The organism is Kribbella sp. CA-247076 (assembly GCF_050942445.1).
Lineage (GTDB): Bacteria > Actinomycetota > Actinomycetes > Propionibacteriales > Kribbellaceae > Kribbella.
Map to the genome: position 1 here is coordinate 65,318 of NZ_CP192051.1, position 13,996 is coordinate 79,313.

The window sequence follows — 13,996 nt, forward strand, 5'->3', positions numbered from 1 at the left end:
CCCCGGTGCGGGGGCCTTTTCGTGTCAGCCGCCGATGGTGATCGGTGGCGTGACCGGGTCGTCCGGGGTATCCGTCGGGGTGGGCGTGGGGGTCGGCGTCGGCGTGTTCTCGGGCAGGCTGTTGACCGTGAGCGTGATCAGGCTGCCTTTGGCCACCTTGGTTCCCGGCTTCACGCTCTGCCGGAGCACGGTCTGGTCGGGCTTGCTCGGGTCCTGCGCCTGCTCCCCGTAGCCGACCTTGAAACCGGCCTCCTTCAGCGTCCTGGTCGCTTCGTCCTGCACCATCGTGACGACGTCCGGGACCTCGACCAGCTCCTTGCCGGTGGACACGGTCAGGGTGAACTCGGTGCCCGACGGGTACTGCCCGCCCGGGTCCGGGCTGACCGCCAGCACGGTGCCCTCCTTCTCCGGGCTGTCCTGCTCCTGGGTCGCGTCCTTGACCTTGAAGTTCGCGGCGGTGCCTTCGATCGCCTTGCGCGCCGCGGATTCCGACTCGCCGATCACGTCCGGCACCGGGAACGCGCTGCGGCCGGCCGAGAACACCACCGTGACGGTCGAGCCCTCCTCCGCCTCGGTTCCGCCCGGCGGGGTCTGCCGGATCGCCGAGCCCCGGCCGACGGTGTCGCTCGCCTCCGACGGCCCCTGTGCGAACGTCAGTTTGGCCGCGGCCAGTGCCGCCTTCGCCTCGGTAGCCGACTTGCCACTCACATCCGGGACCTGGACCTTGGCCGGTGGAGTCGCCGTACCGCCGTTGTCCTTGTTCATGTTGGTGAACAGGGCGTACGCGCCGACGGCGACCGCGACGATCGCCAGGCCGAGCAGGAAGTAGGCCAGGCCGCGGTTGCGCCGGGAGCGGGCCGCCTCGGCCTCGTCCATCCCGTCGTCCGGCGGCAGCAGGTCGTCGGCGCCGGTCTGCCGGTAGGGCTGGGTGGCCGCGGTCTGGGCCACCGTCGGCGCCATCGCACGGGTCTCCGCGACCGCCGCCATCGGCGCGGTCACCTGCTGGCCGGCCAGCACCCGGTGGATGTCCTGCCGCATCTCGGCGGCGCTCTGGTACCGCTCCTCGCGGCTCTTCGCGAGCGCCTTCAGGACGACGGCGTCGACCTCCGGCGGGATGTCCGGATCGAACGACGACGGCGGCAGCGCCTGCTCGCGGACGTGCTGGTACGCGACCGAGACCGGCGACTCACCGACGAACGGCGGCCGCCCGGTCAGCAGCTCGTAGAGCAGACAGCCGGTGGAGTACAGGTCGGAGCGGGCGTCGACGGTCTCACCGCGGGCCTGCTCCGGCGAGAGGTACTGCGCCGTGCCGATGACGGCCGCGGTCTGGGTCATCGTGGACGACGTGTCCGCGACCGCGCGGGCGATGCCGAAGTCCATCACCTTGACCTGACCCTGCGGGGTCAGCATCACGTTCCCGGGCTTGATGTCGCGGTGCACGATACCGGCGCGGTGGCTGTAGTCGAGCGCCTCGAGCACGCCGGAGGTGATCTCCAGGGCCCGCTCGGGCATGATCTTGCGGCCCTCGCGGATCAGGTCACGCAGGGTCTTGCCGGCGACGTACTCCATCACGATGTAGGGGATGGTGACGCCGGAGCCGTTCGGGTCCGGCTCCTCGCCGGTGTCGTAGACCGACACGATGGTCGGGTGGTTGAGCGAGGCGGCCGACTGGGCCTCCCGCCGGAACCGGGCCTGGAAGGTGGCGTCGCTGGCCAGGTCGACCCGCAGTCGCTTGATCGCGACCGTCCGGCCGAGCCGGTTGTCGACGCCTTTACGCACATCGGCCATACCGCCGCGGCCGAGCGGTTCGCCTTCTTCGTACCGGCCGCCGACGAGACGTGCCTGCGATGTCATGACTCAGCCTTCCAACCTGTCCGGAAACACACTCAACTTGCCCACGGTAGCGGCCGCCACACGTGGCACCCCGTTGGAGAGACGCACTGTCACGGCATCATTCCGTATCGTGGTCATTCGCCCAGCACCGCCTCCATCACCCGCTTGGCGATCGGGGCCGCCAGGGTGCCCCCGGCGATGTCGTTGCGCGGGATGTTCGCGTCCTCGATGATCACCGCCACCGCGACCTTCGGGTCGTTGGCCGGCGCGAACGCGGTGAACCAGGCGAACGGCGGGCGCTCCTTCGACGTCTGCGCCGTACCGGTCTTGCCGGCCACGTCGACGCCGTCGATCCGGCCTGGCCGGCCGGTGCCGTTGGCCACCACGTCGACCATCATCTGGGTCAGCTGGGCGGAGACCTCCGGGGTGACCGCCTGGTGCAGCGACTCCGGCTTGGTCTCGGACACCGTCTTCAGGTCCTGGGTCTTCACGCTCTGCACCAGATAGGGCTTCATCACCTCGCCCTTGTTCGCGATCCCGGCGGCCACCATCGCCATCTGCAGCGGGGTGGCCTGAACGTCGTACTGGCCGATCGCGGACTGCGCGGTCTGCGGCTCGTTCGGGTCGGCCGGGAACCGGCTGGCGACCGCACCGAGCTCGGGCAGTTGCCGCTCGCCGAAGCCGAACTTGGCCGCCTGCTCGCGCAGCGCGTCGGCCTTCAGGTCCAGGCCGATGGAGCCGAACGCGGTGTTGCAGGAGTTCCGCAGCGCGACCGTGAGGGTCGCGTTGTCGCTGCCGCCGCAGTTCTGGCCGTTCTCGTTCACCAGCGGGACGGTGGTCTGCGGGAGCGGCAGCTCGGCCGGCGAGGGCACCTTCGTCTCCGGCGTGTACTTGCCGCTCGACAGCGCCGCGGCCGCTGTGACCAGCTTGAACGTCGAGCCCGGCGGGTAGAGCTCCTTGACCGCCCGGTTCGCCATCGGCTTGGTCGGCGCCTCGTTCAGCTGCTTCCAGGCCGCGCTGACCTCGTCCAGGTCGTGCGAGGCGAGCTTGTTCGGGTCGTACGACGGCCGCGTGGCCAGCGCGAGCACCCGGCCGGTCTTCGGCTCGATCGCCACCACCGCGCCGGTCTTGCCGCTCAGCCCGGCGTACGCCGCCTGCTGCGCGGCCGCGTTCAGCGTCAGCGTCACGCTCGCACCCTGCTGGCGCCGGTTGGTGATCACGTCGATCACCCGGCGGAACGCCATCGACGGGTCGGAGCCGTTCAGCTCGGAGTTCTGGGTCAGCTCGATCCCGGCCCGGCCGTACAGGTAGGAGTAGAAGCCGGTCACCGGTGCGTACACCGGGCCGGACGCGTACGTGCGCTGGAACTCGAACCGGTCGTTCGACGGCTTGCTCTGCGCGATCGGCGTACTGCCGATCAGGATCGGGCCGCGGTCGACCGAGAACTGCGAGTCGCGCACCCGCCGGTTGTCGTTGCGCGCGTTCAGGTCGCCGGCCCGGAAGGCCTGCAGGTACGTCGAGTTGGCCATCAGCGCGAGCATCAGGATGATCGCCGCCACGGCCAGCCGCCGGATCGCTGAGTTCACTGCTTCTGCACCGCCATCGCGATCGTTTCGTCGGACACTGGGGCGGCCGGGGTCTGTGGTCGGCGGGCCTGATCGCTGATCCGCAGCAGCAGCGCGATGATCGCCCAGTTCGCGACCAGCGACGTACCGCCCAGCGCCATGAACGGCGTGGCCAGACCGGTCAGCGGGATCAGCCCGGTGACGCCGCCGACGATCACGAACACCTGCAGCGCGAACGACATCGCCAGACCGGTCGCGATCAGCTTGCCGAAGACGTCCCGGCAGCCGAGCGCGGTGCGCAGGCCGCGCTCCACGATCAGGGTGTAGATCAGGATGATCGCCATCAGCCCGGTCAGGCCGAGCTCCTCGCCGAACGACGAGATGATGAAGTCGCTCTGGCCGTAGAACCCGAGCAGCTCCGGCCGGCCCTGGCCGAGGCCGCGGCCGAGGACACCGCCCCACGCCTGGCCCATCAGCGCGGTGGCGACCTGGCCGCCGACCTCGTTGAACGGGTGCAGCCAGTCGTCCACCCGCTTCTGCACGTGGCCGAACAGCTGGGACGCGACGAACGCACCGCCGGCGAACAGCAGGCCGCCGATGATCAGCCAGCCGGCCCGCTCGGTGGACACGTACAGCAGGATCAGGAACAGGCCGAAGAACAGCAGCGACGAGCCGAGGTCCTTCTCGAAGACCAGCACGCCCAGGCTGACCCCCCAGGCGATCAGGATCGGGCCGAGGTCGCGGGCCCGGGGCAGGTCGAGGCCGAGGAAGCGGTGGCCGGCCAGCGTCAGCACGTCCCGCTTCACCACCAGGTACCCGGCGAAGAAGACGACCAGGAAGAGCTTCGCGAACTCACCCGGCTGGAACGACATCCCGAGGAACCGGATCCAGATCTGCGCGCCGTTGATGTTCACGCCGAGACCCGGGATCAACGGCAGGACCAGCAGCACCAGACCGGCCAGGCCGGCGGTGTAGGTCAGCGCCTGCAGTCGCCGGTGGTCGCGGATCAGCAGGATGACGACCAGGAAGAGCACGATGCCGACCGCGGTCCAGGTGATCTGCTGCGGTGCGGCCGGCGACCGCGGATCCCGCCCGGCCGCCTCGGCCGCCGCGGCCATGCCGAGGTCGACCCGGTGGATCATCGCCACCCCGAGCCCGTTCAGTACGACGGCGCACGGCAGCAGCACGGGGTCGGCGTACGGCGCCCGGTAGCGGAGCGCGAAGTGGGCGATCAGGGCGAGCAGTCCGATGCCGGCGGCGTAGTACCCGGTGCTGGCCGGAACCTTGTCCTGGACGGTGATGCCGATGTTCACGTACGCGCCGACGGACACGACGATCGCGATCACGAGCAGCAGCAGCTCCACCCCGCGGCGGGTCCGCGGGATGATCTGGATGACCGACGTGGAGGCGATACTCATCGGACGCCGTCACAGTCGTCGGGGTTGACCGGGCCGTTCGTCGGCGTTCCCGTCGGGCTGGGCGTGGGAGTCGTCGTCGGCGGCTTCGGCGGGACGGACGCCGGCGGCACCGTGGCCGGCGGCGTACTGGGCCTGGGGGTGGGCGTCGGCTTCGGGGTCGGCTTGGCCTGGGCCGCGCACTCGGCCGCGGCGCGCTGCAGCTCGCTCACGATCGTCCGCGCCCCGGGCAGGTCGTCGGCTTGGATATTGCTCTCCACCTGCTCCCGGCTGTACGTCGGCAGCTTGTCGACCTGCAACTCCTGCTTCTCGTACACCTTCGACAGCGTCAGCCCCGGGATGTCCTCGTCCACACCCTTGAAGATCGCCACGTAATCGCCGTCGGTGCCGACGTAGTACTGGCTCTGCGTCCAGGCGTAGGCGAACCAGCCGCCACCGACGACCAACGCGAGGATGACGATCAGAACTGCGATCCGGCGCAACCACGGGAAGCGCTTCGGCGGCCGCGGCGCGTACCGCAGCTCCTCCGGGTCGAGGGCGGCACCGTGCCCGCCGCCGCCGTGGCCATGACCACCGGGTACGGCGACCGTCGGCTCGCCCCGGCCCGTCCCGCCCTGGCCCAGCTCAGCGGCCGCGCCGACCAGCTGAGGATCGTTCCCGCTCGTTGGCTGCGTCTCGACCACGTCGGCAACCACACAGGTCACGTTGTCGTTCGACCCGGCCTCGAGGGCGTGCGTGATCAGCTCGACGACCACGGAGTCCGGCGTACCGTCGGCCATCGAGGCCGCGATCACCTCGTCGCTCACGTAGTCGGGCAGGCCGTCGCTGCACAGCATCAGCCGGTCGCCGGCGCGGACGTCGAGGATCTCCAGGTCCGGATCCGAGTCCGGGCGGCCGTCCAGCACGCGCAGGATCAGGTTGCGGTGCGGGTGGGTGAAGGCCTCCTCGCGGGAGATCCGGCCCTCGTCCACCAGCGACTGCACGAAGGTGTGGTCGTGGCTCAGCTGGTAGAGCAGCCCGTCCCGCATCCGGTACGCGCGGGAGTCGCCGAGATGCGCCAGGCCGAGCTGCTGCCCGTCGAACATCAGCGCGGTGACGGTCGAGCCCATCCCCTCGCGCTCCGGGTCCTCCTCGACCAGCTCGGACAGGCGCTCATTCGCCCGGTGAACTGCACCGGCCAGCGCCTCCATCATGTCCTCGCCGCTGATCCCGGGCTTGTCCAGCTTCCGGATCACCTGGACCGCCGCCGCGCTCGCCACCTCACCGGCCGCCGCGCCACCCATTCCGTCGGCGAGCAGCAGCAGGTGCGGACCGGCGTACGCCGAGTCCTCGTTGTTGCGGCGCACCCGTCCGACATCGGACAGTGCGGCGTAATCCAGCGACAGGGTCAAGGCAGGCCTACTTCGCGATGTTCAGCGTCGTCCGGCCGATCCGGATCGAGCCGCCGATCTCGGCCGGCACCGGGCGGGTCACCCGCTGGCCGTCCAGGTACGTGCCGTTGGTGGAGCCGAGGTCCTCGACCCACCACTGCCCCTCGGAGAGGAACAGCCGCGCGTGCCGGGTGGAAGAGTAGTCGTCGTCCAGCCGGATCTGACAGTCCGAGCCGCGACCGATGATCACCGGCTCGTCCACGAGCGTTGCACCGACCCCGGCCTGCGGGCCGTCCGCGATCGTCACCGACCCCGGCAGGCCCTTGCGCTTCTTCACCGGCTTGGCCGGCTTCGGCGTACGGCTGCTCTGCGGGGCGACCGCGGCCGCCGCCCGGCTGTCCACCTTCGCACCGAACAGGTCGGACCTGATCACGGACAGCACCGCCAGGACGAACATCCACAACAGGGCCAGGAACCCCAGTTTGATCAGGGTCAGGGTCAGTTCCGACATGGACGGTCAGTCACCACCCGCTGCTCGGCGGCTGGGCGATCGGCTCGTCCGCCAGACGCAGCGTCATCGTCGTGTTCCCGATCCGTACGGTCGAGCCGTCGACCAGCTCGGCCTCGGTGGTCCGCCGGCCGTTCACCAGCGTGCCGTTGGTGGAGCCCAGGTCGACCAGCACCACCCGGATCCCGCCCGGACCCTCCGGCATCAGCCGGATCTCCGCGTGCCGCCGGGATACGCCCGGGTCGTTGATCTGGATGTCCGCGTCGGTGCCCCGGCCCAGCACGACGCCGGGCGGGTTGACCGGCCGGCGGCGGCCGTTCACCTCGAGCATCACCTGCGGGTGGCCGCGGCGCGGTGGCTGTTGCTGGGGCGGCGGGGCGCTCTGCAGCACCGTGGGGCCGTCGTTCGGCGGCACGTAGGGCTCCTGCTGGTAGGGCTGGGGCTGCGGACGGGACCGCTGGGTCCCGACCGTCGCACTGACCACACGGAACTTACCTGTCGGCAGGTCGTCCTGCTGGGTCAGCCGGATCTCGATCGGCCCGGAGAACGTGTACCGCTGGATGTCCGCGTGGTCCCGCAGCTCGTTCGCCAGCTCGTGGTTCAGGGTCTGGCCGTAGGCGTCCAGGCGCTCGAAGTCGCCCGGCCCGAGCTCGATGGTGAAGTGGTTCGGCACCAGCCGGCGGTCCCGGGACAGGATCCGCGCGGTGTTGTCGATCTCACGCTTGAGCGCCGCCGCCAGCTCGATCGGCTCGACGTCGCCCTTGAACGCACGCGCGAAGACACCGCTCACAATGCCCTCCAGACGTCGCTCGAAGCGCTGCAGCGGTCGCACGCCTCCTCCTCCACGGTTCGGTCGCCGGTTGGTGCCAACGATCGTGCTTGCCGTCCGGCGCCCTCAGCAGGCACGCCGTACGTCGCGTCCACCGGTCGTGGTGGACACACCGGGTACGACGATCGATCGTATCGGGAGGTTCGACGGAACCCGCAATGTGAACGTTCCGCAGGACCCGTGCTACTGTTCCTTCTCGGTTGCAGACGACGATGCAGGACCGGTCGGACGCGATCAAGCGCGCGGGTGGCGGAATAGGCAGACGCGCACGGTTCAGGTCCGTGTGCCCGAAAGGGCGTGGGGGTTCAACTCCCCCCTCGCGCACAGGAAGTCCCGGTCAACCACCGGGACTTTTTGCATTCCCCGGCGTACGACGGGCCGGGTCCGACGTGCTGTGGTTGTGCCCCGCAGGCGGCTACGCGCGCTCCTTCGTCGCGTGCTCGCCCGCCTGCCCCACCCGCCCGACTGTCCCCGCCGACCCGTGGTGTGGTGGGAGCACATGGATGTGGTGGGGCTGTGGTCGGTGGTCGCGACGGGCTGTGGTTGTGCCCCGCAGGCGGCTACGCGCGCTCCTTCGTCGCGTGCTCGCGCGCCTGCCCCACCCGCCCGACTGCCTCCGCCGACCGTGGTGTGGTGAGAGCGCTCGAGTGTGGTGGGGCTGTGGTCGGTCACTCGCGGGCTGTCGAGACGGCTCGCGTGGGTAGGGACTGTGGTTGATGGTCGCAAACGGGCTGTGGTTGTGCCCCGCAGCCGGCTACGCGCGCTCCTTCGTCGCGTGCTCGCGCGCCTGCCCACCCGCCCGACTGTCTCCGCTGACCGTGGTGTGGTGAGAGCGCTCGAGTGTGGTGGGGCCGTGGTCGGTCGCTCGCGGGTTGTTGGGATGTGCTCGCGTGGGGTGGGGGACTGTGGTTGGTGGCCGCGACGTGCTGTGGTTGTCCCCCGTAGGCGAGCAGGCGTTCCTGCTGGATGGGTTCTGTTACGGAGAGTGTGTGCCGTTGCGGGGTTCTGGGGGTGGGGGCTGAGACGGTAGGGCGATGACGGGGATGCGGATCGGGATTGCTCAGCCGCGGATCAGTGCGGATGTTCGGGTGAACGGGAAGACCGTGCGGTCGTTGATGCGGAAGGCGGCGGCCGGGCGGGCGCGGGTGGTGCAGTTCCCGGAGGGGGCGCTGACCGGGTACGCGAAGGAGCAGATCGCGGACTGGGCCGACGTCGACTGGGACGTCGTACGGGTCGAGCTCGAGCGGGTCATGGCGTTGGCCAAGGAGCTGCGGCTGTGGGTGGTGCTCGGGGCGGCGCATCCGCTGACGCCGCCGCACCGGCCGCACAACAGCCTGTACGTGATCTCCGACGCCGGCGAGCTCGTCGACCGGTACGACAAGCGGTTCCTGTCCAACACCGAGGTCAACCACTTCTACACGCCCGGATTCGAGCCGGTGGTGTTCGACGTCGACGGTTACCGGTTCGGCTGCGCGATCTGCGTGGAGATCAACTTCCCGCACCTGTTCAGTCAGTACGAGCGCCTCGGCGTCGAGTGCCTGCTGCTGTCGGCGTACCCGGTCGACGCGGTCTTCGAGGTGAAGGCCCGCGCGTACGCCGCGATCAACTGCTACTGGGTCGCGATGTCACTGCCCGCCCAGACCGTCGACCTGATGCCGTCCGGCCTGATCGCCCCCGACGGCACGTACGCCTCCCAGCTCGCCGGCAAGTCCGAGCTCGCCATCACCACCATCGACCGTGACGACCCGGCCCTGAAGGTTCCGCTCACCCACGCCCGCCCCTGGCGCGCGACCGCGGTGAAGGGCGGCATCTACCGCTCCCGAGCCGTCGTCGACCCACGATCCCGCGACCGCACCACCACCTGACCATCTTGCTGCCGACCATCGCCCGGCAGGTCGACGGACGCATCAAGTGCATCGCGAGCAGGTGGTAGAACAGGTCGGGTGGCTCGCAGGATCAGTAGGTACGAGCTCGGGGCGTGGTTGGTGAAGCGGAACCCGGCGGCGGGGTTCGAGCTGCCCAAGGCGGGCGCGGTCGTGCAGTCCTGGTGTGTGGTGCCGGGGTACCGGTCCGAGTTGATGGCCCGGGGCGACAGGGTGATCCTGTGGGTGTCCGGCGACGGGCGGCGGATGGCTCGTGGGATCTGGGGGCTGGGTACCGTGACCGGACCGGTCGACCAGGAGCCGCCGGTCGACCAGCACGGTCGCGCGAAGGTCGTCGTACCGCTGGAGCTTGCGGTTCTGGGACAAGGTGTGCCGGCCGGCGAACTGGTGGCGGCCGGGATCACCGATCTCGAGGTGCAGCGGATGCCCCAAGGATCGAACCCGTCCTGGGTGTCGAAGGAGCAGTTGGCTCGCCTGTTGCCGCTGCTGCCGCCGTGGCCGGAGTGCCGGGCGGCGAACTCCGCCCAGTAGCTGACGACCCAAGTCCGCCACGAGAGTGACGCCTCGGCCCGCTCGAGATGAGACAGTGCGGGCATGGAGCAGGCGTTCGAGTTGGTGGGGTTGACGAAGGTCTTCGGGGACGAGAAGGCGGTCGACGATCTCAGTCTTGCGGTGCCGAAGGGGTCGTTCTTCGGGATGCTGGGGCCGAACGGGGCCGGGAAGACGACCTCGTTGTCGATGGCGGTCGGGTTGCTGCGGCCGGACGCGGGGACGGCGCGGATCTTCGGCGTCGACGTGTGGGCGGACCCGACCCGGGCCAAGGCGCTGGTCGGCGTACTGCCGGACAGCCTGGGCATGCCGGAGCGGCTGACCGGGCGTGAGGTGCTCACCTACCTCGGGCTGCTGCGCGGGTTGCCGGCGGACGAGGTCGAGCGCCGGACGACGGAGCTCCTGGAGGTGCTCGAGCTCGACCACGAGGACGACAAGCAGGTGATCGGCTACTCCACCGGCATGCGGAAGAAGCTCGGGCTCGCCGTCGCGCTGCTGCACGCGCCGCGGCTGCTCGTGCTCGACGAGCCGTTCGAGGCGGTCGACCCGGTGTCGGCGGCGACGATCCGGAACATCCTGAACAGGTTCATCGCCGGCGGCGGTTCGGTGGTGATGTCGAGTCACGTGATGGCGCTGGTCGAGCAGCTGTGCGACCGGGTCGCGGTCGTCGCCGACGGGAAGGTCGTTGCCGCGGGCACGGTTTCGGAGGTCCGGGCGGGCGGCAGCCTGGAGGACGCGTTCGTGGCGCTGGTCGGCGCGTCGACCCGGGGCGCGGAGGGGCTGTCGTGGCTCTCGGCCTGACGTACGCGACCTCGCAGACCCTGGTCCGGATGCGGCTGGCCGCGTTCCGGCACGCGCTGAAGGACCAGAGCAGGGTCAGCTGGATCGGTACCGGCGCGTTCCTCGGACTGGTACTCGCCGCCGGGACGATCTGGGTCGCGGCGGCGGGTGATCAGGACCTGCTCGTGGTCGCGCTCGCGGTGTGGATGCTCGGCTGGGTCGTCGGCCCGCTGTTCGCCGGTGGCGGTGACGAGACGCTCAAGCCGGAGTACTTCAGCATGCTCCCGCTCACCCCGCGCACGCTGTCAGCAGGTCTCCTCAGCGCCGCGCTCGCGGGTGTCGCGCCGGTGATCAGTCTGATCGCGCTGCTGAGCCTGGTGGTGCTCGGTGCGCAGCTGTCTGTTGCTGCGGCGGTCGTCGCGTTGCCTGCGGTCGTGCTGCAGCTGCTGTGCTTCGTCCTGGCGTCCAGGCTGGCTGTCGCGGTGTACGGCGTACTCCTGCAGGTGCGGTCGGGCGCAGTACTCGCGGCGGTCGTCAACGCGTTCATCCTGGCGTTCAGCGCGCAGGGGTGGGCGCTGATCGCCGCCTTCGTGTCGACCGACGTGCAAGGCACCATGGCTTCGGCCGCGCGGTATGCGCCGTCGGGCTGGGGTTTGGTCGCCGTCGACGCGGCTGGGAGTGGTGACTGGCTCCAGGTGCTGCTGGCGCTTGCCGGTCTCGCGCTGCTGGCGGTGGTGATGTTCGCCGCCTGGTCCGCGCTGCTGGTACGACGTACGACGGCCAGCCGGACCGGACGCAAGCCACGGCGGCTCCTGACGGGCTCTGGTCCACGCGACGCGGCCGCGGCCAAGGAGCTCCGTTCCTGGACCCGCGACCTGCTGTACGCGCACCGGGCCGTGTTCGCGATCTGCTACGGCCTCTTCTTCTGCCTGATGCCACTCGCGGTCGGTTGGGACGGCATGCTCCCCTGGGCGGGTCCGGCCGCGCTGATCATGGCCGGCTCGATGTCGGCCAACCTGTACGGCTCGGACGGTACGGCGCTCTGGACGACACTGATGACTCCTGGTTCGGCCGGTCCGGACGTCAGGGCTCGTCAGCGGGCGTTCCTGCTCGTGTTCGGGCCCGTGACGATCCTCATCACCGTCCTCCTCACCTGGTGGTCGGGCTCGTCGAGCGCCTGGCCGCTCGTGCTCAGCGTGCTGCCCGCGCTCCTGGGCGGTGCCGCCGGACTGGTCGTCGCTGCGTCGGTGTTCGCGGCCGTGCCCACGACCGACGCCCACAAGCGGTCCGGCAACCCGCTCAACTCGGGTGAGAACGAGGGCGAGACCATGGGCATCGTCTGGGTGATGCTCATCCTGGTGTCCTTCACCGCGGCCCCCGCACTGTTAGCTGCCCTGGCGTGGTCCTGGTGGGGTGTCCCCGTCGGCGTGGCCAGCGGCGTACTGGCCTGGTGGTACTTCGGCCGCGTGGCAGCCGACCGCCTCGAGCAGCGCGGTCCTGAGCTGCTCACGCTCCTCCGCCACGGCCGCTCCACCACCGAGCAGGCCAAGCAGACCGCCGCCCTCGCCGACGTCCCCCGCTGGCGCCGCAACCTCGCCAACTTCTGCCTCGGCTTCGGCGCCATCCCGCTGTTCCCCCAGGCCGTCGTCCCCGCGGTCTTCAAGCTCACCGGCAACGACGACACCAAGTCCTGGTTCCTGGCCCTGCACCTCGACCCCGCTTGGCAATGGCCGGTCATCGTCCTGATGGGCGCCCTCGGCCTCGCCATGTACGCCTACGGCGGCCTCACCTACTGGACCGCCAAGAAGAAGGCGTCACGGCCAGATGGATGAGATCCATTCGGGGTGGTCGACGAACGGGTTCCGGTTGTGCTGGTAGGTGGTGTGGATGACGTCGTTGCGGCGCCTCTCGAAGGCGTCGGGCGGGTCGGCGGCGGACCAGGCCTTGAGGACAGCGAGCTTTCCCACGAACGGAGCGCTGCCGTTGCCGACGCTGTTGTTCGGCTCGAGGTTGGCGAAACCGTCGGTGCCCTCGTAGCGGACGGCCATGTAGAGGATCATCCGGGCGACGTCGCCGCGGACGGCGGCGCGCGGGGCGAACGAGTCGCCGTCGGCGGTGCAGCCGGAGCACTCGGCGACCGCTGAGCCGCCGTTGTCGAAGTCGAGGTTGCCGCGGGCGGCGTTCACCGAGACGTCCTCCGGGCGGAGGTGGTGGAGGTCGGTGCCCGGTCCGGTCGCCGTACCGAAGTCGCCGTGGGACTGCGGCCAGACGTGCTCGCGGTTCCAGTCGTTCGGGTCGCCGCCGTTGGTGCTCTTGCTCTGCGACCGGCCGGAGTACAGCAGGACGACGTTGTCCGGGTTCGCCGGGTCCTGGTCGGTGTCCTTGAGTGCGTTCCAGACCTGGTCGTAGCTCAGCTTGGTCTGGTCCGAGATGATCGTGTGCAGGGCCGCCTTCAGCGCCGCGCCGGTCTTGCCCTCGGTGCCGGCGTAGTAGTCACCCGGGTCGGGATCGGTCGAGCCGCCGCCGCTGAAGGCCGTGGTGTTCTTCAGGCCCGCATGCGAGAAGTACGCCCCGAGCGCGCCGGTCACGGTGATCTTCTTCCCCAGCAGTCCTGGGTTGCTCCGCAGTCCGTACGTCGCCCGGAACGCGGACGTGATCTGGACGTACAGCATCGACGACGTACTCGTCTGCGTCGCCGAGTCCGCCAGGGCGAGCGCGTAGTCGTTCGGGAAGTTGCTCCGGACAACGGTGTTGGTGGCGGTCGGCTGGCCGACGACGTACCCCTCGACCGTCGCGGTGGAGCCGTCCTGGCGGCCGATCGCCGTACTCACCGAGATCGGGGTGGCGGCGGTGGACGGGGTGATCCCGAAGCCGAGCAGCGCCAGGACGACGGTGACGATCAGCACGGGACGGCGGGAACGAAGCACGGCAACTCCCAGGGGCGGTTGGGGACCACTGCGTCGCCGTCAGTCTGCCCAGCCGACCGGGCCGCGGAACATCCGCGCGGGGAACGGGGAGTGAAGAGTTGAGTCGGTGGGGCGGTGAGCGTGTGAGTGCCGCTCGCCGCCCCACCTAGGTGTATGGGCCCCCATCAGGCCGCGACGAGTCGCCGCGGGCTGCTCTGCCCATCCACCAGTGAGGCGCTACTGGCGGGCAGCACCTCACCGACAAGGGGGAAGACCGTGGCCTTCCGGCGGTTGGCGTGGTGCGGACGCCGTTAACGGACCGTACTCAGTCCGGCACGCGTTGTCCACAGCTCGTCTC

General features: G+C 70.1%; 11 protein-coding genes and 1 tRNA gene. 5 read left to right on the forward strand and 7 right to left on the reverse strand.

The genetic code is table 11. The features are described from left to right. Window positions 1-24 precede the first annotated feature (24 nt). The 6 genes from pknB to ACQPYZ_RS00360 form a co-directional block, all read right to left on the reverse strand. Complete coding sequence (gene pknB / locus ACQPYZ_RS00335) at window positions 25-1,854, reverse strand: Stk1 family PASTA domain-containing Ser/Thr kinase (RefSeq protein WP_433164046.1); 1,830 nt, start codon at window positions 1,852-1,854, stop codon at window positions 25-27. A 113-nt stretch (window positions 1,855-1,967) separates the two neighbouring features. Then, entirely contained in the window at window positions 1,968-3,419 is a 1,452-nt protein-coding gene (locus ACQPYZ_RS00340; RefSeq protein ID WP_433164047.1) for a peptidoglycan D,D-transpeptidase FtsI family protein, read from the reverse strand. Then, window positions 3,416-4,816: an FtsW/RodA/SpoVE family cell cycle protein gene (locus tag ACQPYZ_RS00345; protein ID WP_433164049.1), complete on the reverse strand. Its 1,401-nt coding sequence runs from the start codon at window positions 4,814-4,816 to the stop codon at window positions 3,416-3,418. Before ACQPYZ_RS00345 ends, ACQPYZ_RS00340 begins: the two co-directional genes overlap by 4 nt. Further along, window positions 4,813-6,204 carry a PP2C family protein-serine/threonine phosphatase gene (locus tag ACQPYZ_RS00350; RefSeq protein ID WP_433164051.1) on the reverse strand — a complete coding sequence of 464 codons (1,392 nt, stop codon included), beginning with the start codon at window positions 6,202-6,204 and terminating at the stop codon, window positions 4,813-4,815. Before ACQPYZ_RS00350 ends, ACQPYZ_RS00345 begins: the two co-directional genes overlap by 4 nt. A gap of 7 nt (window positions 6,205-6,211) precedes the next feature. Next, entirely contained in the window at window positions 6,212-6,694 is a 483-nt protein-coding gene (locus tag ACQPYZ_RS00355) for an FHA domain-containing protein FhaB/FipA (protein WP_433164053.1), read from the reverse strand. A gap of 10 nt (window positions 6,695-6,704) precedes the next feature. Next, window positions 6,705-7,523 (reverse strand): FhaA domain-containing protein, encoded by an 819-nt coding sequence (locus tag ACQPYZ_RS00360; RefSeq protein WP_433164055.1) that lies wholly within the window; start codon window positions 7,521-7,523, stop codon window positions 6,705-6,707. Window positions 7,524-7,760: 237 nt separating this feature from the next. On the opposite strand from ACQPYZ_RS00360, the gene ACQPYZ_RS00365 reads away from it, so the two are divergent. The 5 genes from ACQPYZ_RS00365 to ACQPYZ_RS00385 all read left to right on the forward strand — a co-directional run bounded on the left by ACQPYZ_RS00365 (window position 7,761) and on the right by ACQPYZ_RS00385 (window position 12,564). After that, a tRNA-Leu gene (locus ACQPYZ_RS00365) sits at window positions 7,761-7,844 on the forward strand. A gap of 710 nt (window positions 7,845-8,554) precedes the next feature. Continuing rightward, complete coding sequence (locus tag ACQPYZ_RS00370; RefSeq protein WP_433164057.1) at window positions 8,555-9,385, forward strand: carbon-nitrogen hydrolase family protein; 831 nt, start codon at window positions 8,555-8,557, stop codon at window positions 9,383-9,385. A 78-nt stretch (window positions 9,386-9,463) separates the two neighbouring features. After that, window positions 9,464-9,934, forward strand: a complete 471-nt coding sequence (locus ACQPYZ_RS00375) for a hypothetical protein (RefSeq protein ID WP_433164059.1) — start codon at window positions 9,464-9,466, stop codon at window positions 9,932-9,934. A gap of 63 nt (window positions 9,935-9,997) precedes the next feature. After that, the gene (locus tag ACQPYZ_RS00380) at window positions 9,998-10,753 is read left to right on the forward strand and encodes an ABC transporter ATP-binding protein (protein WP_433164061.1); all 756 of its coding nucleotides are present in this window, start codon (window positions 9,998-10,000) and stop codon (window positions 10,751-10,753) included. Then, on the forward strand, window positions 10,738-12,564 hold the full coding sequence (locus ACQPYZ_RS00385) for a hypothetical protein (protein WP_433164063.1): 1,827 nt from the start codon (window positions 10,738-10,740) through the stop codon (window positions 12,562-12,564). Before ACQPYZ_RS00380 ends, ACQPYZ_RS00385 begins: the two co-directional genes overlap by 16 nt. Here ACQPYZ_RS00385 and ACQPYZ_RS00390 read toward each other — a convergent pair. Then, window positions 12,547-13,659 carry an endonuclease gene (locus tag ACQPYZ_RS00390; protein WP_433164065.1) on the reverse strand — a complete coding sequence of 371 codons (1,113 nt, stop codon included), beginning with the start codon at window positions 13,657-13,659 and terminating at the stop codon, window positions 12,547-12,549. The two genes, ACQPYZ_RS00385 and ACQPYZ_RS00390, sit on opposite strands and share 18 nt — an antisense overlap. Window positions 13,660-13,996: the final 337 nt, after the last annotated feature.